The sequence below is a fragment of the Corynebacterium gerontici genome (assembly GCF_003813985.1).
GTDB lineage: Bacteria > Actinomycetota > Actinomycetes > Mycobacteriales > Mycobacteriaceae > Corynebacterium > Corynebacterium gerontici.
Genome location: NZ_CP033897.1, coordinates 1,704,467 through 1,725,679, shown reverse-complemented (window position 1 = coordinate 1,725,679; position 21,213 = coordinate 1,704,467). Strand labels below are relative to the sequence as shown.

Annotated in this window: 18 protein-coding genes and 1 CRISPR repeat array (1 of these 19 running past the window's edge); of the genes, 6 read left to right on the top strand and 12 right to left on the bottom strand. The window is 58.7% G+C overall.

Going from position 1 to position 21,213, the window contains the following annotated elements:
- A CRISPR array of direct repeats spans positions 1-1,380; the repeat unit is 29 nt; unit sequence GTGTTCCCCGCGAAGGCGGGGATGAGCCC; it reaches 481 nt to the left of the window's first position.
- Positions 1,381-1,660: 280 nt separating this feature from the next.
- Both rpsT and CGERO_RS08010 read right to left on the bottom strand, forming a co-directional pair.
- Positions 1,661-1,924, bottom strand: a complete 264-nt coding sequence (gene rpsT, locus CGERO_RS08015; RefSeq protein ID WP_123934883.1) for a 30S ribosomal protein S20 — start codon at positions 1,922-1,924, stop codon at positions 1,661-1,663.
- Positions 1,925-2,249: 325 nt separating this feature from the next.
- Positions 2,250-2,792, bottom strand: a complete 543-nt coding sequence (locus tag CGERO_RS08010) for a type II toxin-antitoxin system PemK/MazF family toxin (RefSeq protein WP_123934881.1) — start codon at positions 2,790-2,792, stop codon at positions 2,250-2,252.
- A gap of 172 nt (positions 2,793-2,964) precedes the next feature.
- On the opposite strand from CGERO_RS08010, the gene lepA reads away from it, so the two are divergent.
- Entirely contained in the window at positions 2,965-4,812 is a 1,848-nt protein-coding gene (gene lepA, locus CGERO_RS08005) for a translation elongation factor 4 (protein ID WP_123934879.1), read from the top strand.
- 81 nt (positions 4,813-4,893) lie between these two features.
- On the opposite strand, the gene CGERO_RS08000 is transcribed toward lepA, so the two are convergent.
- From CGERO_RS08000 to CGERO_RS07985, 4 genes are all read right to left on the bottom strand, one after another.
- Positions 4,894-5,904: an NAD(P)H-dependent flavin oxidoreductase gene (locus CGERO_RS08000; RefSeq protein WP_123934877.1), complete on the bottom strand. Its 1,011-nt coding sequence runs from the start codon at positions 5,902-5,904 to the stop codon at positions 4,894-4,896.
- Between the two features lie 164 nt (positions 5,905-6,068).
- A complete protein-coding gene (locus tag CGERO_RS07995; protein ID WP_123934875.1) occupies positions 6,069-6,530 on the bottom strand; it encodes a hypothetical protein in 462 nt (153 codons plus the stop codon).
- Complete coding sequence (locus tag CGERO_RS07990) at positions 6,527-6,748, bottom strand: helix-turn-helix transcriptional regulator (protein WP_206423892.1); 222 nt, start codon at positions 6,746-6,748, stop codon at positions 6,527-6,529. The genes CGERO_RS07995 and CGERO_RS07990 overlap by 4 nt, the downstream gene beginning before the upstream one ends.
- A 42-nt stretch (positions 6,749-6,790) precedes the next feature.
- Positions 6,791-7,465: a YggS family pyridoxal phosphate-dependent enzyme gene (locus CGERO_RS07985; protein WP_123934871.1), complete on the bottom strand. Its 675-nt coding sequence runs from the start codon at positions 7,463-7,465 to the stop codon at positions 6,791-6,793.
- Positions 7,466-7,516: 51 nt separating this feature from the next.
- Between CGERO_RS07985 and CGERO_RS07980 the strand changes: the two genes are divergently transcribed.
- The 4 genes from CGERO_RS07980 (at position 7,517) to CGERO_RS07965 (ending at position 12,175) form a co-directional block, all read left to right on the top strand.
- Complete coding sequence (locus CGERO_RS07980) at positions 7,517-8,800, top strand: alpha/beta fold hydrolase (RefSeq protein ID WP_123934869.1); 1,284 nt, start codon at positions 7,517-7,519, stop codon at positions 8,798-8,800.
- 104 nt (positions 8,801-8,904) lie between these two features.
- A complete protein-coding gene (locus tag CGERO_RS07975; protein WP_123934867.1) occupies positions 8,905-10,365 on the top strand; it encodes a tryptophan-rich sensory protein in 1,461 nt (486 codons plus the stop codon).
- Between the two features lie 3 nt (positions 10,366-10,368).
- Positions 10,369-10,983, top strand: a complete 615-nt coding sequence (locus CGERO_RS07970) for a CPBP family intramembrane glutamic endopeptidase (protein ID WP_123934865.1) — start codon at positions 10,369-10,371, stop codon at positions 10,981-10,983.
- Positions 10,984-11,071: 88 nt separating this feature from the next.
- Positions 11,072-12,175 carry an HNH endonuclease signature motif containing protein gene (locus CGERO_RS07965; RefSeq protein ID WP_123934863.1) on the top strand — a complete coding sequence of 368 codons (1,104 nt, stop codon included), beginning with the start codon at positions 11,072-11,074 and terminating at the stop codon, positions 12,173-12,175.
- Here the strand turns inward: CGERO_RS07965 and CGERO_RS07960 are convergent.
- From CGERO_RS07960 to CGERO_RS07945, 4 genes are read right to left on the bottom strand one after another with little or no spacing between them, the layout of a single operon-like run.
- Positions 12,172-13,617 carry an ATP-binding cassette domain-containing protein gene (locus CGERO_RS07960; RefSeq protein ID WP_123934861.1) on the bottom strand — a complete coding sequence of 482 codons (1,446 nt, stop codon included), beginning with the start codon at positions 13,615-13,617 and terminating at the stop codon, positions 12,172-12,174. The two genes, CGERO_RS07965 and CGERO_RS07960, sit on opposite strands and share 4 nt — an antisense overlap.
- On the bottom strand, positions 13,614-14,438 hold the full coding sequence (locus CGERO_RS07955) for an ABC transporter permease (protein WP_123934859.1): 825 nt from the start codon (positions 14,436-14,438) through the stop codon (positions 13,614-13,616). The genes CGERO_RS07960 and CGERO_RS07955 overlap by 4 nt, the downstream gene beginning before the upstream one ends.
- The gene (locus CGERO_RS07950; RefSeq protein WP_123934857.1) at positions 14,435-15,397 is read right to left on the bottom strand and encodes an ABC transporter permease; all 963 of its coding nucleotides are present in this window, start codon (positions 15,395-15,397) and stop codon (positions 14,435-14,437) included. Before CGERO_RS07950 ends, CGERO_RS07955 begins: the two co-directional genes overlap by 4 nt.
- Positions 15,397-16,911 carry an ABC transporter substrate-binding protein gene (locus CGERO_RS07945; protein ID WP_123934855.1) on the bottom strand — a complete coding sequence of 505 codons (1,515 nt, stop codon included), beginning with the start codon at positions 16,909-16,911 and terminating at the stop codon, positions 15,397-15,399. The genes CGERO_RS07950 and CGERO_RS07945 overlap by 1 nt, the downstream gene beginning before the upstream one ends.
- 131 nt (positions 16,912-17,042) lie before the next feature.
- On the opposite strand from CGERO_RS07945, the gene CGERO_RS07940 reads away from it, so the two are divergent.
- Positions 17,043-18,863: a BCCT family transporter gene (locus tag CGERO_RS07940; protein ID WP_123934853.1), complete on the top strand. Its 1,821-nt coding sequence runs from the start codon at positions 17,043-17,045 to the stop codon at positions 18,861-18,863.
- 18 nt (positions 18,864-18,881) lie between these two features.
- Here CGERO_RS07940 and CGERO_RS07935 read toward each other — a convergent pair whose 3' ends face one another.
- Both CGERO_RS07935 and brnQ read right to left on the bottom strand, forming a co-directional pair.
- Positions 18,882-19,805, bottom strand: a complete 924-nt coding sequence (locus CGERO_RS07935) for an LLM class flavin-dependent oxidoreductase (RefSeq protein WP_123934851.1) — start codon at positions 19,803-19,805, stop codon at positions 18,882-18,884.
- Positions 19,795-21,132, bottom strand: a complete 1,338-nt coding sequence (brnQ, locus tag CGERO_RS07930; RefSeq protein ID WP_245998812.1) for a branched-chain amino acid transport system II carrier protein — start codon at positions 21,130-21,132, stop codon at positions 19,795-19,797. Before brnQ ends, CGERO_RS07935 begins: the two co-directional genes overlap by 11 nt.
- Positions 21,133-21,213 lie beyond the last annotated feature (81 nt).

Sequence of the window (21,213 nt, the reverse complement as noted above, 5' to 3'; positions counted from 1 at the left end):
GACAATCGTGTTCCCCGCGAAGGCGGGGATGAGCCCCCGGCGCCAAGCTGATCCCACTTCGACTTGACGTGTTCCCCGCGAAGGCGGGGATGAGCCGTCGCTGGCAAGTATTACAGCAACCAGAAAAGCGTGTTCCCCGCGAAGGCGGGGATGAGCCCCCGCATCGTCCGTCGCCTAGTCACAGAACCGGGTGTTTCCCGCGAAGGCGGGGATGAGCCGTTGGCGACGTCGATGACTTCGTAGTGGATGCCGTGTTCCCCGCGAAGGCGGGGATGAGCCCATGATTGCACACAACCAACTACCGTAGCCCAGGTGTTCCCCGCGAAGGCGGGGATGAGCCCACGAGCCCTATAGGTGGTCGACAGCGGGGCATGTGTTCCCCGCGAAGGCGGGGATGAGCCGCATAATGACACTGGCTCTGGGGAGTTGGTGTTGTGTTCCCCGCGAAGGCGGGGATGAGCCCATCATCGGGGTTGTCGTGAACACGCTGATCGTGTGTTCCCCGCGAAGGCGGGGATGAGCCCGGCCTGTGGGAGGGCATGAAGTCCGCGTGGTCGTGTTCCCCGCGAAGGCGGGGATGAGCCCGTTCCAATGTTCACGCTGCTATCTATGCCTGCGTGTTCCCCGCGAAGGCGGGGATGAGCCCTTTTGCTAGTAGTGGTTGGAATTGATGAGGTCGTGTTCCCCGCGAAGGCGGGGATGAGCCCAGGAAATACCCCCGTCGGTGATCCGAACGGGGGTGTTCCCCGCGAAGGCGGGGATGAGCCCAAAGGCTCACTTCACCCGGCGCGCCCAGTCCTGTGTTCCCCCGCGAAGGCGGGGATGAGCCCCCACCAATAGCGATGTTGTCCTGGTCTTTCGTGTGTTCCCCGCGAAGGCGGGGATGAGCCCGGTTGAGCTGAATGATCCGTTGGCTGCTGCGAGTGTTCCCCGCGAAGGCGGGGATGAGCCGTATGCAGCGAAGCCTCGACCCCGGAGGATCTGGTGTTCCCCGCGAAGGCGGGGATGAGCCCCAATTTTACCGCTCTAGCGAGACGCACGCAGAGTGTTCCCCGCGAAGGCGGGGATGAGCCCCAATTTTACCGCTCTAGCGAGACGCACGCAGAGTGTTCCCCGCGAAGGCGGGGATGAGCCCGGTGCTTCGGTTCATTCCGAGACGATCAGCCAGTGTTCCCCGCGAAGGCGGGGATGAGCCCAGATGGGGGCACCCGATCGGAGGTCGATGATTAGTGTTCCCCGCGAAGGCGGGGATGAGCCCCCGCATTGACGCTTTGCAAACCAGGGTGGATGGTGTTCCCCGCGAAGGCGGGGATGAGCCCGCGCAAACGATCATGCTATCGACGGCCGGCACGTGTTCCCCGCGAACGCGGGGATGAGCCCCACGGCGTGACTAGCCGCGGAACCTACCTCGAGTGTTCCCCGCGTAGGCGGGATCAGCCTCTTGTAGTGGTGGTACGTATGCGTGATGATGTTTGCTCCGCGCGGACGCGGGCGATACAACTGGAACAAGAGTGGGCATTGCCTTCAGCTCGCCCTTAGTGCAGCGACGGGACAAATTTGAGCTCAGCTGTCAATTGAAAATGTTGAAGTCACTAAATTTGCACCGCGCAACGCAAAACGCCACGCCGATGAGGGCGTGGCGTCGAAAAGCTAAGAAGGCTTAGGCCATCTTGTGCAGGGCGCGAGCCATGTTGGACTTCTTGTTGGCTGCGTTGTTGCGGTGCAGCACGCCCTTGGACACAGACTTGTCCAGCTTGCGGGAAGCGACGCGGAGCTGGGTCTCGGCAGCGGCCTTGTCGCCGGCCTCAACGAGCTCGTTGAACTTGCGGATCTCGGTGCGAACAGCGGAACGCACGGACTTGTTGCGCATGCGAGCCTTCTCGTTGGTAAGGATGCGCTTCTTCTTGGACTTGATGTTTGCCATTGGAGTACCTCTTGGTTCTCGATCGTTTTCGAATGATCATTGTGTGCTCGTTTCCGCTCGCTTTGACGCTGAGGCCGGAGGTGGTGTTTGGTTGCGAACCCAAGGTCTTGCCCGCCATGAAACGCCACCAGCACACGCTGATCGACAGCAGCTATCCACCTTAGCAGTTGGCGCCCGCCTGCCCTAATTGTCCTTATCGAGTCCGATCGGCGCAGGCTTGGGTGCGGGCGTGCTTGAAGGGGTGGGCTTGGGGATGCGGGGCGTGGGCGTCGAAAAGCTTTGGGTGCAACCGCTCCCTTTGACGCTTCACTCCGAGAGCAAGCGGCTAATGCCAGCCGAAGTCTTGGCGGAGGCGGTTGGCGATCCGCTCGAAACGCTGCTGGGGCATGACCACGCCCTGGCGGCGAATGTGCGATTGGGGAACGCTGACCAATTTGTCGATGCGCACCCAAGACTGGCGGCCGCTCGCATCCCACGGGCCCGATCCGATGTCGAGCCAATGTTCATCCCGCTCGTGGTCCGGGTTCGGTGAGGTGAGCAGGCCGGAAATCATGTCCGCTGAACGAGCAACCACCACCAGTGAGCGTTCGTTGAGCAGTTGATCGCCGTGGTCGGAGGGAGCCCAAAACCACACCACCTCGCCGGGGTCGATCTGGCCGTCCATGTCGGGCGCGTACACGATGCTGTGGGGCCTGTCCGCACTGTGGTGTACTTCGCAGTGTAGTTGTTCGGGTTTAGTGTCCTGGTGTTCCCGGAATCCTAGGCGTTCGCTCAGCGCGCCGAGGCCATCGTCGATGGTGTCACGCGCGCGCATTGAATCGCCCATCCGCCGAAAAATGGAACGCTTCTTCTTCGCTGCGTGCCTCATGATTGTTAGCCTAGTCGTTTTCCAACACGTGTCATCCTGCCTATCGCGGCGGGCGGGCGTGACGTTTCGGACGCTCGCATTGAATGCAGGCTCGACGTTTCGGACGCTCGCATTGAATGGTGCGTCGGGTAGTGTGATTGAGACGCATATAGAAAGGTGTGGAGCACGAACGATGGTCGAGAAATTCGCGGAGAAGACGTTTACGAACCCGAAGCAGATTCGTAACTTCTGCATTATTGCGCACATTGACCACGGCAAGTCCACGCTCGCTGACCGTATTCTGCAACTTTCCAACGTGGTGGACGCCCGCGACATGCGCGATCAGTACCTAGACAACATGGACATTGAGCGCGAACGTGGCATCACCATCAAGGCGCAGAACGTTCGTCTGCCTTGGATTCCGCGCTCGGGGCCTTTCGAGGGTGAGCAGATCGTCATGCAGATGATCGACACGCCCGGCCACGTCGACTTCACCTACGAAGTTTCCCGTGCTCTCGAAGCCTGTGAGGGTGCCATTTTGCTTGTCGACGCCGCGCAAGGCATCGAAGCGCAAACTCTGGCCAACCTGTACCTGGCCATGGAAAACGACCTCGAGATCATCCCGGTGCTCAACAAGATCGACCTGCCCGCGGCCGATCCGGAGAAGTATTCGGAGGAAATCGCGCACATCATCGGCTGCGAGCCCGAGGAAGTGCTGCGCGTGTCCGGTAAGACCGGCGAGGGCGTGGCCGAACTTCTGGACAAAGTAGTCGAGCTCGTGCCCGCCCCCAACACCGAGCACCCCGACGAGGCGCCCGCCCGCGCCATGATTTTTGACTCCGTCTACGACACCTACCGTGGCGTGGTCACCTACATCCGCATGATCGACGGCAAGCTCACCCCGCGCCAAAAGATCAAGATGATGTCCACCGGTGCAGTGCACGAGCTGTTGGAAATCGGCATTGTCTCACCGACCCCAAAGAAGTGCTCCGGCCTCGGCCCGGGCGAAGTGGGATACCTGATTACTGGTGTGAAAGACGTGCGCCAGTCCAAGGTGGGCGACACCGTCACTTGGGCGCACCACGGCGCCGAGGAACCACTGCAGGGTTACGAGGAGCCGAAGCCGATGGTGTACTCGGGCTTGTTCCCAATTTCGCAGGCCGACTTCCCGGACCTTCGCGACGCCCTGGAGAAACTCCAGCTTAACGACGCTTCCCTCACCTACGAGCCCGAGACCTCCGTGGCTTTGGGCTTCGGCTTCCGCTGCGGCTTCCTGGGGCTGCTCCACATGGAGATCACCCGCGATCGCCTGCAGCGCGAATTCGATCTCGACCTCATTTCGACCGCCCCGAGCGTGAACTACAGAGTGATCGCTGAAGATGGCACGGAAACGCGCGTGCACAATCCTTCCGACTGGCCCGGTGGCAAACTTCGCGAGGTATACGAGCCGATCGTCAAAACGACCGTCATCGTGCCAAGCGAATTCGTGGGCACCACCATGGAACTCTGCCAGTCCAAGCGCGGCCAAATGGGCGGCATGGACTACCTCTCCGAGGATCGCGTGGAGCTGCGCTACACCATGCCGCTTGGCGAGATCATTTTTGACTTCTTCGACCAACTGAAATCGCGCACCAAGGGCTATGCCTCCCTCAACTACGAGGAAGCCGGCGAACAGCTCGCTGATCTGGTGAAGGTGGACATCTTGCTCCAGGGCGATCCCGTCGATGCTTTCAGTGCGATCGTCCACCGCGACAACGCCCAGTGGTACGGCAACAAGATGACCAAGAAGCTCAAGGAGCTTATTCCCCGCCAGCAGTTCGAGGTTCCCGTCCAGGCGGCCATCGGCGCGAAGATCATCTCCCGCGAGAACATCCGCGCGCTGCGCAAGGACGTGTTGGCTAAGTGCTACGGCGGCGACATTTCCCGCAAGCGCAAGCTGCTGGAAAAGCAGAAGGAAGGCAAAAAGCGCATGAAGTCCATCGGTTCTGTGGCAGTGCCGCAAGAGGCTTTCGTTGCTGCCTTGTCTACCGACGAGGACTAGCCCAAGCTTTTCGACGCCCACCGTTTCACCACCGCGGGCGTCTTCGTCAATGCGTGCGTACTGCCGCTAGGACGAGATTGCTTAGAGTGCCTGACAGAGCTCCTCGATAATCTCCGCCGCCGATGCCGCCCGGCAGTGGCGATATCCGGTGCCTGCCCACAGGTTGATGAATTCAGCGTCGCCGCGTTCATAGGCCGCCTTCCTTGCGGGCGAGGTTAAATAGTGCACCTCCGGATACATCCGAGGCGAACATTTCGTCAATTCGACCGTCCATGTGTTGCTGATGGCTCGCGCTGTGCGCCCTGAAAATGCTCGTGTGAGAACGGTTTCCCGGTCCATGGTGAGTAGCGCTTCCCGGTGGAGGGGCTTCGTCCCTGCCTCGTGTGCGGTGAGGAAACGAGTGCCCACCTGCACTGCTGTGGCGCCGCGGTCGAGTAGATCCCGTACATCCTGCGCACAGCCGACACCTCCTGCGGCGATCACCGGGAGGTGGTGGGCGGCGGCGTCGACAAGCAATGCGCGTGTCGTGTAGTTCGCACCGTTGTCCTCATCGATCGGCGAGGCTCGATGTCCACCCGCTTCGTTGCCTTGCACCGTGATCACGTCGGCAAGCTCGGCGGCCGCGGAGACCTCACCGGGCGTAGTGGCGTGGAGCACGATGCTTTTGCCCGCCGCACGCAATCGATCAGCGACCTCGCGGGTGGGATTGCCGAAGGTAAACGACACCACTGGAACGCTCGAATTGACGATTCGCTCGAGCTTTTCCACGTAGTAATCGTCGGACCACGTGGGTGCTTCGGGCAGGGGAGCGCCCGTGAGCTGGGCGAGTCGTGCGCGGAACTCCTGCCAGGCGGCGGTGTCGGTATGGCGCGGGCCGGGGACGAAGAGGTTGACGCCGAAGGGACGGCTTGTGAGTTCGAGCGTGGCGTCAATGCGCTCGTCCAGTTCTTCGGGGGAGAGGTAGCCGGCGGCGAGGAAGCCGAGGCCACCCGCATTAGAGACGGCGGCACACAGTTCGGGTGTGGATGGGCCACCGGCCATTGGGGCGAGGACGATGGGGCGCTCAATTTTGCTGATCACGTCGACCGTCATGGTGCCTCCTTCGATGAGATGCTTGATTGTGATCCTGAATATGGCTTCTTGTGCCGAGGCTATGCGAAAACCGCAACCATTTGGCTGCGGCTGGTGCTCGCCGGATTGGCTGGGGGCTGCGGCTGAAGCTCAGCGGATGGCCTGTGCATGCCGGCCCAGACGACTTAATCCTCGAGCTGAGCGTCAATTCGAGCGGTATCGCGCTTGTGTTGTTTCCGAGCCAGCGCGGGCGTCAGCAGCCAGACCGCTGCTACTCCTGCTACACCACCGACTATGAACGAGGCTTCCAAGTCCATTTTCCACGTGAACACGCCAAGCCAAATGATGGTGAGCACTGTGATGGTGATCGTCTGTTTGATCATCGTTGAGCTAAATGGTTTCGGCATCACAGGCACCGGAACCTCCTTGCGTAGGCGTTGACTGCCGACGAAGCCCGCGATTCCAATGGCTGCCAAGGGGATGAACGACAGCCATGGATTCTCCGCCAGCGCCGCGATCGCGATGCATGAGATCAGTACAAGATACATGCTTATGAGCCAGGTAAACGTGTTGGCCTCGTGGTATTTGCGGATGTAGAACTCGTCGCCGAGGGCGCGTTCGGTCATTTGAATTGTTTGGTCAATCATTGCGGGTCTCCTTCTGTTGCGTCGATGGGGAAGAGCGACTCGACTGTCATTTCGAGCGTCCGCGCGATCCGGAGCGCAAGGTATACGGACGGCGCGTAGCTGCCGCGTTCGATGTTGGCGACGGTTTGGCGGGATACGCCGGCTGCGTCGGCGAGTGTTTGTTGGCTCATGCCGCACGCCCGTCGTGAAGCTTTGACGTTGTTGCCTGTTGCGCTCATACCCGAAATGTAAAAGACCTTTTACAAAATGTCAAGTAAATTTTACAAAGCTTTTCGACGTCCAAACAGCGCACTCCCCACCCGCACCGTGGTCGCGCCCTCTGCGATCGCCCATTCAAAATCGCCAGACATCCCCATCGAGAGCTCCCGTACTTGAGGAAAGTCGGGCAAGAGTGCATCGCGAAGCTCGCGAAGATCGGCGAAGTTCTTCCTCACGACGGCTTCATTGTCATTGCGTGCGATCGTCATGAGCCCACGCACGTTCAAATGCTCGTGCGTGATCGCCGCCAAAAACTCCGCGGTTTCATTCGGCGCGACGCCCGACTTCTGTTCTTCCCCCGAAATATTCACCTGAACGAACACATCAAGTGAGCGATCCAATCGGCGCTCCAGCGCGTCTGCAACCTTCAGCGAATCAAGCGCGTGGAATTCGTTAGCGTGGGCAGCAACGTCCTTGGCCTTGTTCCTTTGCAACTGGCCGATGGCGCACCACGTGGCGTCGACAAGCTGAGGAGCCTTGGCAGCCAATTCCTGCGGACGGTTCTCGCCGAACGTGCGCATGCCCGCCTGATGTGCCAACTGGACGACTTCGATCGGGTGCGTCTTCGTTACCGCGATGAGGCGAACCTCGTCCCTGTGCTCGGCGCGCTCGGTCGCACGTTCAATGCGAGCGCACACATCCTCATAATTCCTGCGGATTTCATCGAAAGTGATCACCTCTGCAAGTCTATGACCCTTCCGCAGCGCTTCAACCTACACTGAAGCCTTATGACCCTTCTCACTTCCACCTCCAAACATTTTGGACTCACCATCAAAGAACATCGCCTCCCCGTGCCATGGGATCACGAGCAACCGGGTGAAACCTTCGAACTCTTCGCTCGTGAACTTGTACCTACGGGCGGCGAGGATCTGCCCGTCCTGGTGTATCTGCAGGGAGGCCCAGGTTTTCCATCGCCCCGTCCGCTCGGGGACAACGGGCTCATTGGAGAAGCGCTTAAGCACTTTCGCGTGTTGCTGCTCGATCAGCGTGGCACCGGGCGTTCCGCACGCATTGACGATCGCAACCTCCGCACCGACCTGCTGCACCTACTACGCCAGGAACACATCGTCCGCGACGCCGAGTTGCTGCGCGAAGCGCTCGAATTGAAGACGTGGTCGTTGTTCGGCCAGAGCTTCGGCGGCTTCTGCATCACCACCTACCAATCAATGTTCCCCGAATCGATCGACCGCGCTTTCCTCACCGGCGGACTACCCGGCCTCTACGAGCACGTTGACGACATTTACCGCACCACCTTCGACAAGTTACGTCGCCGCCACGAACTCTTCTACCGCGAATACCCTTGGGCCGACGATCGCATCCGAGAAATCTGCCACCACCTCGACAACTCCGCAGAAAGCTTGCCGACGGGCGAACGCCTCTCATCCCGACGTTTCCGCACCATCGGCATGAACCTAGGACGAGGGGTGGGGTTCCACTCGCTCGCATACCTACTCGAGGATCCATTCACTGCAGCAAAGGGCGAAAAGCGGCTCAAGACCGACTTTCTCAACAATGTTGGCCAGCAAGTGTCCTTTGCCGGTGCACCGCTATACGCAGCGATCCACGAATCGATTTACGGCGGTCTCGGTGTCAATGCGTCCGTACCCACGGGATGGGCGGCTCACCGCGTTCGCGAAGAAATTCCCGGATTCGAGGAGCTCGCTGACCCAAGCGGTGACGCCCCCTTCTACCTCACTGGCGAACATATCTTCCCGTGGCAATTTGACGAAGACCCATCGCTCCACGGTTTCAAGGAGGCGGCGGATACACTCGCTGAGCGCGCTTGGGATGCCTCGCCCTACGATCCGAGCGCATTGAAAGAACGCTCCTCACTTTCGGCGGCGGCGATTTACCTCGATGACATCTTCGTGCCATTTGAGCAGTCTCGACAGACCGCCGAAACCTATCGTGATCTGCGTCCGTTTGTCACGAATCTTCATCAGCATGACGGCATTGGCGCCGGTGGCGCAGCGATCTTTGCGCAACTACTTGACCTCGCTAACGATCATTAAGCACCTTTGAGATTCTTTGCCGCGTTGTCAGTGGCCAGCGAAGGCGAGTTTTCGGCTACGCTGGCAGTAAACATTCATACTTTCTAATGATTGCGAGGTAGATCGTGGAGCCAACAGCTCGACGAGCAATGGTGACCGGAGCCACCGGTTACGTCGGTGGTCAACTCGTGGAAAAGCTTACCCAGGACGGTTGGGCTATTACTGCGTTGGTACGTTCGCCCGAGAAAGCGCGGGCGGCTTCATGGGCGGACCGTATAGTCGAGACCGAGCGCATTGAAGATGTGCCAGAGGGGCACATTCGCTTGGTGCAAGGCGACGCCAACAATCCCGAGGACGTTGCGAAAGCGCTCCAGGGTGCGGACGTAACCTACTATCTGCTGCATTCCATGGGTGCGGGCGAAAATTTCCATGAGCAAGAATTGGAGACCGCTCGCAGTTTTGCTGAGGCTGTCAATAAATCCGGCGTTCCGCGCGTCGTGTTCCTCGGTGGATTGCACCCTGAAGGCGAACTCTCTGATCACTTGGAGTCGCGCAAGCAGGTCGGCGAGATTTTGCTAGGTACGAACGCATTGACGCTGTGCTTGCAAGCGGGCGTTGTTCTGGGCTCGGGCTCCGCGTCCTTCGCGATGCTCAGGCACTTGTCCGAACGTCTCCCAGGGGTTGTCGCGCCAAAATGGATCCGCAATCGGATCACTCCCATTTCCTTGAGAAATCTGCTTTTTTATCTACAGCAGGCAGCGCTTGTCGACGTGCCCCGCTCGCGCACTTTCGACATTGGGGGACCAGAAGACGTCTCTTATATCGAAATGTTGCAACGTTATGCACGTCATTTTCGTCTTGGTCCACGACCGGCCATCGTTGCGCCGGTGACAACGCCAGAGCTCGGGGCTCACTGGATCGGGTTCGTCACGCCGGTGCACACAAAAATGGCGAAGCCCCTCATCGGAAGTTTGTTGCACGACACCGTGGTCAAGGAACGCGACCTTCAAGAAATCGCCGGGCTACCACCACAGGGCCTGGACACGCTCGAAGATGCCTTCGATGCGGCCCGTCCAGATTTTGATCCGTGCCGCTGGTTGCGTGTACTTGGCGGCACGTCGGTCGCGGTCGTCACTGCTGCTGGCTTGGCAACAGCGGCGACGAGACCTTCTTCTTTATGGCTTAAATCCCTGCGCAAGCCCAGCTTCTATCCACCTCAGTGGGCTTTCCCGGTGATCTGGAATCTCATCTATAGCACTTTCACTGCGTCGAGCGCCTTGACAATTGGAGACCTTGGCGACGATGCGAACGGAAAAGATGCCCCTCAAGAGCGCCGCTCCTTCACCGCCTTGGTGGCTGCGAACCTTGGCCTGAACGCCGCCTGGTCGTGGGTCTTTTTCCGACGTAAGAATTTGCCAGCGAGTACCGCTGTGGCTGCTGGGCTTTGCGCCACCACCGTGTCACTGACGAAGCGCCAAGCCGCGCGAGACGTCGTTAGAGCTTCGCTGACAGGCGGTTATGCCGCTTGGGCAGGCTTTGCGACGCTCTTGAGTGCAACCTTATGGCGCAAGAATCGGAGGCGCTGAGCCTTGACAGGCAAAAATATTGCAGCGCACATCGTCACGATGACCGTGGGCGCGTCATTACTGGCTGTTTCCATGCGCTTGGATCCTGGTTCGACGCTGTTTTACGTTCTCACAATCTGTCTGGCGCTCGTCTGGTTCCTCGGATCAACGATCGCGGAGATGGGTCGTCGAGTGTTCAAACTGAACGCACGTGTGCTGGCGCTGCATTTGCTCGTAGGCTTTGGGTTAGCACTGGTCTTTGTGATTGGTGCGTTCGCGTTGACGCAAATCCCTGAATTGCGTGATCCCGTTCGTCAACTTCTACGCAACGCCAATGGTGACGCATTAGCCCTTGTTGCGGTGATTACTGCGGTTGCTGGTGCTGGAGAGGAGTTGTATTTCAGGGGGGCTTTTTTCCAAGAGTTCCGAGGTCGCAGAGCTATCTGGTTGTCGACGCTGGCCTACACGGCGGTGACTGCGGCAACGGGAATAGTCTTGCTCACTGTCGCGGCGGCGACGTTGGGGGCGATCTGCGCTTCAATGCGAGCGCATTTCGACAATTTGCTTGGTTGCATTCTGCTGCACTTGAGCTGGTCGTTATCCATGTTGTTCGTCCTGCCAGTCATCCTGCACGTTTGATTTTCTGCTCGAATCTATTGCGTGGGTCGAATTCCTGTTCTAAGCTCTTGAAGTGAACTAATGTTCGGGGTTACAAGGGGGAACTAACGTGCAGGAAGGCAACTTTATTCACTCACGCAGCGATGAATTCGCTGACTTTCAACGATCGATCAATCGGCAGATGATTGAGTTCTGGGTGCGGCAGGAGCCCAGTCCTCAGAGCGATTTCCACACGCAACTTGCAGATATTGCCACCTCGATGAATATCAGCAGAGGGGAAGCGAGACAGGCAATGAGGGTCGGTGCAATGCTGCGCCAGCTCCCCAAATTCTTGAATTGCTTGCGATCTTCCTACCATGTAAATCTGCAGCGTTTGGTGGTGGTTGAGCGCATCATCATGGCAGTTTCGCCCGAGCTAATGAGCAAGGTGGATGACTTCTTATGCAATTATTTCACTCCTAAACACCCTGATGAGGTGCTTGTTCAAGCGCAAACAGTGGCGAAGCACGTTCGGGCATTCGTCGTGGCGCTTCAGCCTGATGCGGCTCCCGCATCACCAACGGCAGCAAGGAAGGCGCGGTTTACTCGATGTCACAACGGTTTGACCCGGTTTAGTGCCACGATCAGCGACTTTGAGGCTAAGCAGCTCGATCTTGCTATTCGTAAACATCAGCAATCGGATGATACTTCCAGCGCGGATGCATTCGTTCGCCTCCTCAATTCCAAGACGAAAACAAAGATCACGTTGAACACCTTTGCCGATCCCGCGGGCGTCGTCCACATGATTTCAGGAGGTATTTCTGAATCCTCGGATGCGCATCAGCAACGTACGCTTGATCATCGCGCCGAGGTAAGCAATTACCAACCAACCTCGGAGATCCGAACCGCCGTCCAGCTTCTCGACGGCACCTGTCGCTATCCAGGATGCTCAACCCCGGCCGATCGGTGCGATCTTGACCATATAGTCAATTTTGATGAAGGCGGCAAAACCGCCGCCGAAAACCTAGCCTGCCTTTGCCGCTTCCATCACAATCAGAAGACGTCGGGACGCGTGCACTACACCATGGATCAGCACCGAGTCGCCCATTGGATATTCCCTAACGGCAATATCAAAGTCACCCGCCCATCTGGTGAAGCAACACATGCCGCGATGTTTGGTCAAACCTGGGAACAACACGAGCGGAAGCGTAAGCAGAAACGCCGGGCGGCCTAGGTTATCTGGGGAATTGCGGCGAGGAGTTTGCGCGTGTATTCGTGCTGCGGCCGCGTGAAGATGGCTTCGGTGCTTGCCTTTTCGACGATCTTCCCGTCGTGCATCACCGCTACCGTGTCACATACTGAGCGAATGACCGCCAAGTCGTGGGAAACGAACACCATGCTGAGTGAGTGTTGTTCAACTAATGTGTCGAGCATCTTGAGCACTTTTGCGCGTACCGAAACGTCGAGGGCGGACACGGGCTCGTCGGCAAGCAAGATTCGAGGCTGAGCCACGACCGCTCTCGCTATCGAGATTCGTTGACGCTGTCCACCAGAAAATTGGTGAGGATATTTGAGTAAAGCATCGCCTGGAATGCCCACTTCGCTCAAGGCGTGTTCCATGTCTTCCGTATTTGCGAGCGGATTTGATTCTCGTAAAATCTCGCGAATCCGCATTTTTGGATCCAAGGACCCAAGGGGGTCTTGGAAGACCATTCTGGTTGATCCGTCGCTTCGGACATGCCCTTGAGTCGGTTGATCGAGGCCTGCAAGAATCCGAAGAAGCGTCGTTTTTCCGGAGCCGGATCCTCCAACAAGTCCGAGTCGCTCCCCACGGTGAAGTTGCAGGTCGATATCCTTCAGGATCGCCCTAGGCCCCAGCTTCTTGTGAAGATGGGAAGCAGTGATGATTGGCCGGCCGTGTTCCGAAGGTCTTGCTACGGGTAGGTTCGTCGCGTTTATCAAGGACTTTGTGTACTCATGCTTCGGATGGCTAATGATGCTTTGACTATCGCCTTTTTCAACAATTCGGCCGGCTTTCATCACCAAAATGGTTTCACAAGTTTGGGCTACTAGCGCTAAGTCGTGAGAAATGAAGAGTAAACCGGTGTTGCGTTCTTGGGTGAGCTTTAAAATCAGTCGCACAATACTTCGTTGTGCCGTCGCATCGAGAGCAGTTGTGGGCTCATCGCAGATCAATAATCGAGGATCGTTTGCCAAGGCCATCGCGATGAGAATGCGCTGCCGCTGGCCCCCAGACAGCTCGTGTGGGAATCTTGAAGCTAGATCTGGGTCCAGTTCCACTTCTTTCAAGGCGCCCGACACTTGCCGCATCGCGTCCCGGCGAGATCGCTTCTGATGGATTCGGATAGCTTCGCGGATTTGTTTGCCGACGGTCATGAGCGGGTCCAGCGCGGACATGGGCTCCTGAAACACCATTGCAATGTCTTTGCCCCGAATGCCGCATAGCTGCCGTTCACTGAGTTTCTGGAGATCTCGTTCGCGAAAGTGTACTGTGCCGCGAGTGGTTTTGATCAGGCGCATGATTGAAAGCGCAGTGAGGGTCTTTCCCGATCCAGATTCGCCGATGATTCCAACTCTTTCGCCGGCGGACATGCTGAACGTGACGTCGGAAAGCAGGTCGTCTTTTTCCAGGTTATTTACGTGAAGAAGTGTCATGGGCGTACATCCACTTCGTGTCGGGGATCGATTTGGTCTCGCAAACTATCTCCGAACAAATTGAAGCCGAGGACAGTCAGCGCGATTGCAGCTCCGGGCCAAATCGCCAACCAGGGCGCGGTGGATAGTGACGTTTGCGCCGCTTGAAGCATGCGTCCCCACGATGGATCAGGTGGTGGAGTGCCTAAACCGAGGAAACTCAAGCCGGCTTCAGCAAGGATTGCTAGTCCAAATACGACTGATCCCTGAACCACGACGAGTCCAATGATGTTGGGCAGTACGTGCTTGAAGACGATATAAGTTTCAGTCCGTTCGGCGTCGCGGGCTGCCAGAATGAAGTCTTCTGCCATCACTTTCATCGTGGAGGCTCTTGCCATTCGAGCAAAAGTCGGAACATATGCGATGCCTATGGCGCTCATTGCAGTGAGCGTGCTGCTGCCAATCGTCGCGGTTGCGACGATCGCCATGAGCAGCGCAGGAAATGCCAGGAGAACGTCGGAGATCCGCATGATGATGATGTCCCATATTCCTCGTCTGGCGCCTGCGATGATACCGAGAGGCACACCAATTGCTGCGGCGATGAACACGGCAACAAGGCCTACTGCCAGGGATATCCGTGCCCCGACCATAATTTGAGACAAGACGTCGCGACCGTATTTATCCGTTCCGAAAAGGTGGTGAGCGCTGGAGCTTTCGAGGCGTTCGTTTGGAATTGCATGCAGGGGATCGTAGGGGGTCCACACAAACGACAAGGCTGCAAGGAGCAAGACGCTCGCAATGACGACGAGACCGAGCTTTCCGGTGAGGCTGAGCTTTTTCATGCGTGGCGACTCCTGTTCGCTTCGGTGCGTGGATCGATCAGTCGGTAGGCAATATCGACGATCGCATTGACGATGATGGTGAGTACAACCAGCATCATGACGGTGGTTTGCACGGTGGGCAGATCTCGGTTGTTCACGGCGCTCAGCAGCATGCTGCCCAGCCCCGGAATGGCGAAGACTTTTTCGATCACCACAGCACCGATGAGCAGCGAGGTGAGCTGCATGCCTGCGATGGTGATGATGGGGAGCGCGGCGTTGCGGAGGCCGTGGCGTCGCAAAGCTTGAGCCGGGCTGAGCCCGATGGCGCGTGCGGTGCGCATGAAGTCGTGGTGGAGGATATCGAGTACGGCCGTGCGGATGTAGCGGGTGAGTATTGCGCCTTGAACGAGTGCGAGAGACACGCACGGCAAGATGATGTGGGTGAGGAAATCTCCGAAGTTGTCGTTCGGCACCGTCCACCCGTTCGGCGGCACCCATCCAAGGCGGAGGGCGAAGACACTGATGAGCAGGATGGCGCTGAGAAAGCTCGGGATGGCGATACCGATTTGGCTGAGCACACTGACGACCATGCCTTCAATGCGCTCGGACCGTCGCGCGGCAAATGTGCCAAGTGGCACGGCCATGATGAGCGCGAGGACCATGGCGATAGTCACTAAAATGAGACTGACTTGCAGGCGATCCAGCAGCATCGTGGAAATGTTCGTCCCGGAGACGATTGACGTGCCGAAGTCGCCCCGAAGCATTCCGGCCACCCATTCGAGGTATTGGCGCCACAAGGGCTGGTCGAGCCCCATTTGTTGCTCAAGCTTTTCGACGTTCTCCGGCGTCGCCGTCACTCCGAGCGCAATTTCGGCGGGGTTGCCGGGAATGACGCGCAGCGCAACGAAGATGGCGACGCTAGCCATCACAAGGGTGGTGGCGTAACGCGTGAGCTGACGGGGCAGACTGAGTGCGCTCATCAGTGCTCCTTCTTCACGGGCGCGAGGAGGAGACCGTCGCTAATCGAGTTCACCGGGATCCCAGTGACGTCATCGCTGACGATGATGCTGGGAAGGTTGTAGAGCGTATCGGCTGCCGCTTGTTCCATGATTCTTTTGACGGCTGCTCGCATCGTGGATACGTATTCCTCTGGCGGTACGGTGTCGGCTTGGTCGAGTATCGCTTCAGTTCGCGCGTCCTCGTACCCCAAGTAGTAACCGGGGGTGCCAAAGAGTGTGGGAATGTCTCGAGCTTCCACGTGCGCAATGAGGGAGAGGTCGTAGTCTTGCCCTTTCAGGACCTTCGAAAGCCAGACGGCGGGAAACTCGGTTGATTCGAGGGTGACGTTGAAGCCAATGTCGCTGAGTTGTGAGTACAGCAGCTCAGATGCGGCCGTTGCATACGGCAATGTAGGCACGGAAATGGTGACGTTGGTGCCAACGGCGCCCGCCTCTTCCATCAAAGCGCGCGCACGCTGTGGATCGAAGGGATAGCGATCGGATTGGTAAAACCAGGGGTCGGTTGGTGGGGCGGGCACGCCGCCGGTGTCGACGCCGAAGCCCTCCCACGTGGTGTCGATGATGGCTTGTCGATCAACGCCGTACATCACGGCTTGGCGCACACGAATGTCGCTAAAGGGGGCGCGCTGATTGTTCATGCTCAGCAGTACTTCGCCGTTGGTAGTGCCGACCTCAACGTCAAGGTTCGGATCGGCGCGGAGGGAGTCGAGAAGCTCGGGAGACTGCAGCCCGACGACCGCATTGACTTGGTGTGAACGCACCGCATTGCTGAGCGTAGTGGGGTCGGAAAAGTATCGAAGCACTGCTCGTTCATTGGAAGGATGTGACCCCCAGTAGTCCGAGCGCGCCTTCAATGCGAGCGACTCACCGACGGCCCAACGTTCCACTTGGTACGGTCCGGTGCCGACGGGTTGAGTGTCGAGCAAATCAACTGCGCTGGGGTGCATCATGGCGCCCACCAGTGTGCCCATGTCCCACAGCCAACTATTGGAGCGGCGTTTTAGGGTCACGCGTAGCGTGTGATCGTCCAGCGCTTCGGTGGATCGCACGACGTCCATGTGCTTTTTCAAGCCGTTCGTCCAGGCGTCGGATTGCACGCGATCGATGGAGAATTTGGCGCTGGAGGCGTCGAAAAGCTTGCCGTTGGAGAAGCGCACTCCTTCGCGGAGGTGAAAGGTGTACTGGGTGCCATCGGGTGAGATGTCCCAGCTTTGTGCGAGCGAAGCTTCAATGCGGCCGGCCTGATTGATGCGGACGAGGCCTTCGTAGACGTTGCCCATGAGTGCCTGGGGGATGGCGGCGCCTGCTGTGGTGGTGAAGTCGAGGGAGGCGGGGGCGGTGCTGAGCCCGATGACGACGGTGCCGGGTTCGTCGGCGGAGTATTCGGAGGATTGGGTCGCGGTGTGTCCGGCGCTGCAGGCGGTGATTGTGCTGCTCAGTAGCAATGCTACGAGGGTGCGTCGGGTTTTGGGCATGGGGAAAAGGATAACTGTTCGCGAGGTGATGAATGAAACTGAAGTGACATTGGGGCGGGATGAAAGTGGAGGCTGAGCTTCGGTGTGAGGAGTGGGTGAGAAGAAAATATGCGACTTTTCCACTACTGTTTATGAGTGCCCTCTGCTCACTATTGTTCTACGAGTTGATTACTTTGTCTGGAAATAATGATTTATCTGCGCCTTCGGCGGCTTCGCAAAAGAAGAAGCGTTGGGGTGTGCAGTCTGATCCCTTCATTTTTTACGCTTCGTTAGGTTTTATCGGCGTTTTTGTGTTGCTGACCATTCTGCTTGGCACCACCGCCCGCGACGCGTTCAGTGCCGTTGCGCAGGGGCTTCTGCGCACCACCGGCTGGCTCTACATCGCTGGTGTGAGTGTAATTTTCATCTTCCTGGTGGCCATTTTCGTCTCACGCTATGGCCGCTTGCGTCTCGGCGACGACGATGGGGAGCCCGAATACAGCCTTCCCGCCTGGTTCTCCATGCTTTTCGCCGGTGGCGTGGGCGCGGTACTGATGTTCTGGGGTGTGGCGGAGCCGCTCAACCACGCTGTGAATGTGCCGCGCCAGGATGTCGATCCCTTGAGTGAGCCGGCGATCCGCGAGGCCTTCGCCTACACCTTCTATCACTTCGGCATCCACATGTGGGCGATTTTGGCGTTACCCGGCTTGGCCCTCGGCTACTTCATTTATAAGCGCAAGCTGCCGCCCCGCGTGAGCTCGGTGTTCGCCCCAATTCTGGGTTCCAAAATCTACGACGCTCCAGGCAAGCTTATCGACGTCCTGTCCATCATCGCCACCACCTTCGGCATCGCAGTGTCGGTGGGCTTAGGTGTGCTGCAGATCAACGCGGGCCTGAATATGCTATGGGGTGTGCCCGAGGTGAGCTGGGCTCAGCTGCTCATCATCGTGGTCATCACTGGTGTCGCGTGCATTTCGGTTGCGATGGGTTTGGACCGTGGCATTAAAACGCTGTCCAATATCAATATCGGGCTCGCGGTATTGCTGATGTTCTTCGTACTCTTCACCGGCCCCACGCTTACCCTGGTTCGTTTTGCTACGGAATCCTTCGGCATCTATGCAAATGAACTGCCGCAGATCATGTTCTGGGCCGATTCCTTCGGTGACAACCCCGGCTGGCAGGGCAAGTGGACCGTATTTTACTGGGCCTGGACCATCTGTTGGTCGCCTTTCGTGGGCATGTTCGTTGCACGCATTTCCCGCGGTCGCACGGTCCGCGAATACATCGGTGGGGTGCTTGCGCTGCCCGCTATCTTCTCTGTGATCTGGTTCGCCATTTTCGGGCGTGCGGGCATCGAAATTGAGCAGGCGAACCCTGGAATGCTCTCCAAGCCCGTCGTGGAGGAGGGCAATGTACCTTTCGCCCTCTTCGGCTTCCTGCAGGAGTATCCCTGGACGGGCGCCGTGAGTGTCTTGGCGCTTGCTGTGGTGATCATTTTCTTCGTCACCTCAATGGACTCCGCCGGCATGATCAACGACATGTTCGCCACTGGCGAGGAAGCGGTCACACCCACGTGGTATCGGGTCCTGTGGGTCGTTGCCATCGGCGCGGTGGCTGGCGCGCTGCTCATCATTTCGCCCGGCGTTGGCATCACCACCCTTCAGGAAGTGGTGATCATCGTGGCGTTCCCCTTCTTCATCACGCAATTCATCATGATGTACTCCCTGGTCAAGGGGATGATGGACGATTCCGCCGCCGAGCGCGCAATCAAGACTCGTCAGTGGAAGAAGACGGACACCGCCGAGAAACTTGAAGCGCACGAGGCGATGCCAGCCCCCGGCTACGACGAAGAAGGCAATGAGCTGCCCGTGGTTGCGCTGGAGCACGACGCCGACGGCAATATCGTGATCCCCGGCAACGTCGTGATCGAGGGTGATTTGGGCGTGCAGGGGGACGTCGAAAAGCAAAGCTAGTCGACGTCCAGCGCCCGCCTATCCCAGCGCCTCTGCTGACGCACGAATTGAAGATTCGCTCGTGCGTGCATCGGGGGCGCGGCTGACGAGCATCAGCTCATTGGCTTGGGTACGCCCCATGAACGTATCCACCTTTTCGCTGACTTCGGCGCGATTGCCGAATGCGGAGTGTGTGAGCATCGTCAATGCCAGTGCCCGCGAGTTCGGGTGAGGCCCGGCGAACGCTTTGACGTGTTGTTCATGAACCTGTTCGATGTGCTCGGGTTGATTGGTGCACAGCACGTTCATCGCTGCCATGACGTAAGGGGCGTCGATGGCGCCGGGTTGGAATTGGGCGCGGTAGCAAGCGAGCGCAGCGTCAAGATGCTCGGGCGCGAAGTGTGACGCGAATACGTAAGGGAGTCCAAGCCGGGCAGCGAGTTGCGCACTGTACATCGAGGAGCCGAGGAGATACACGGGAACTTTCGATCCGGCGGCGGGGACGCATCGCACCCCGGGGATCGGCGAACGCCCGTCCATGAAGTCCATGAGCGCCTGGAGGTCTTCGTCGAAGTTGGGGGCGCCGGGGGAGCGTCGCAAAGCTCTGCCCAACGTCAGGGGGTCGGTTCCCGGAGCGCGGCCGACCCCGAGGTCAATACGGCCGGGATGCAGTGCCTCGAGCGTGCCGAAATTTTCGGCAACTGTGTACGGCGCGTGATTCGGCAACATCACCCCACCCGATCCAAGGCGGATCTGTTCGGTGTGCGCGGCGGCGTGCGCGATCAGTACGGCCGGTGAGGCGGCGGCTACCCGAGCGATGTTGTGGTGCTCGGTGAACCACAGGCGGTGGAAGCCAAGTTCTTCAGCCAACTGCGCCGTCTTCGCTATTCGACGCAACGCCTCGCGTGAAGAATCGCCCTCATACACGGTGGCGAATTCCAGTAGGGAAGTTTTATAACGCACGATGCTCTCCTAACTCTTTGCGATACCGTACGCCGTCGATTACCAAACCAACGGCGTAGGCCACAATCGCGGGCGCCACCCACGTTAGCTGTTGTTGTGCCAGCGGCAACCACTGGATGGAAACGCCCGGCACACCGAGTGTCTCAAGCGCGGCGAACGCCGAGCACGCCGCAGCCGTCCACGCCGCGAAGCGGAACGACCACAGCGTGGGGTCGTGTGATCCGCGTACGCACGCATTGAAGATTCTCCCGGCAATCGTGGCGATGACGAGGGTGATCGCGATGGGATAGATGAAGGAAATCAAGGGCGCTGCAATGCTGAGCATCGTGGACAACCCAAGGCTGGCGATCGCGAAAGAGACGAGCGTAAACGTGATCAGCCAGCTCCGGTAGGACACACCCGGGATGAGTCGGTGGAAAAATTCGCTCGTGGCGGCAAGCAGCCCGACGGCTGTGGTCATGCAGGCAAGCAGTACCGTGAGCCCGAAGACGAGTTGCCCCCACGGGCCGAAGACTTCGTGTGCGGATTGGGCAAGCAGCACGGCCCCGTCGTCAAAGCGGCCGTCGAAGTGCAGTCCGATGAGACCGAGGCCGACATAGATGGCGCCGAGTAGCCCTCCGGCAATGAGGCTCACAGCAATGGCTGGTTTGAGCACAGAGGTTGCAGCGCGGGTGCGTAACGCTGAAACCACCAGGATCCCGAAGGCGAGTGCGGCGATGGAATCCATGGTGAGATACCCCTCGAGGAAACCGGCGGTCAGCGGACTGTTTTCGTAGGGTGCTTGCGCCGCTGCGACGGGCGTATCCCCAAACCACCACAAGACCATCCCAACGAGGAGCACCAACAGCACCAGCAATATGGGGGTGAGGACTTTGCCGAGGGCGCTCACGATGCCTTCCGGGTGCACCGCCAGCAGCAGTGCCACGGCAAAGAACAGTGCATTGAAGCCGGCGTGCGCGACTACCGCGTTGGCGCCGTCTACCGGCTGGAGCACTGGATCTACCACCGCCGAGTAACTCACGGCACCGGTGCGAGGAATCGCGTACATGGCTCCCACCGCCAGGTACGCCACCACGCAGAAGGCGATGTTGAAGATGTTGCCTGCGCGCGCACCGAGGCTGCGAACATCGGCGCCCGTCATTGCCATGGTGATGACCGTGAGCACAGGGAGGCCGATGCCGCCGAGCAGGAATCCGATCATGGCCGGGGCGAAATGATCGCCAGCGAGTTGTCCGAGCATCGGGGGAAAAATTAGGTTTCCTGCTCCGAAGAACATGGAGAATAACGTGAGTGCGGTTGGGATGATCACACCGGCGGGCTTGCGCAAGTTCGGACCTTTCTCGGGGATGCAGGACGCTCGCAATGACGATGTGTTCAATGCGAGCGGCAATGAGCAGCCCGAGAGACT